Source organism: Parendozoicomonas verongulae (assembly GCF_009711465.1).
GTDB classification, from domain to species: domain Bacteria; phylum Pseudomonadota; class Gammaproteobacteria; order Pseudomonadales; family Endozoicomonadaceae; genus Sansalvadorimonas; species Sansalvadorimonas verongulae.
Map to the genome: position 1 here is coordinate 1 of NZ_SMME01000224.1, position 381 is coordinate 381.

Below are 381 nucleotides of genomic sequence, written 5' to 3' on the forward strand. Positions count from 1 at the left end.
TGGGTGCAGACACGGGAAACGTCCCCTCTTATCATCCGGGTGACAGATCAGACTCACCTTGGGCAACTGTTCGACGATCTCCATATCCAGTCAGAACGCACTCCGCACTTTGGCCGGAATGTCACACAACTCCAGCAGACCCTTCAGCAAGGAAGAGAGGTTGTGATTCTTGGCCTTGAAAAAAATCCCACGCTTCAACAGGCTCTTGAATCGCTTTGCTGTCATCCCCCCTCGGTTATGGTCAATGGCTCACTGCTTAACTATCCAAAAGCTCATCTCTGCCTGCTATGGCCACAATCGAAATCCTGTACCTCCCGGCCATGGAAGGAGGCTATTCAGTCAGCGGAGCCGTTGCCTGAAGCCGATATGTGGCGTTCAGCA

At 52.8% G+C, this 381-nt stretch carries 1 protein-coding gene; it reads left to right on the forward strand.

Features of this window, described 5'->3' with window-relative positions; genetic code table 11:
* Positions 1–381 (forward strand): hypothetical protein (locus E1189_RS24300; protein ID WP_230459822.1); only part of this gene is annotated, 381 nt, incomplete at both ends.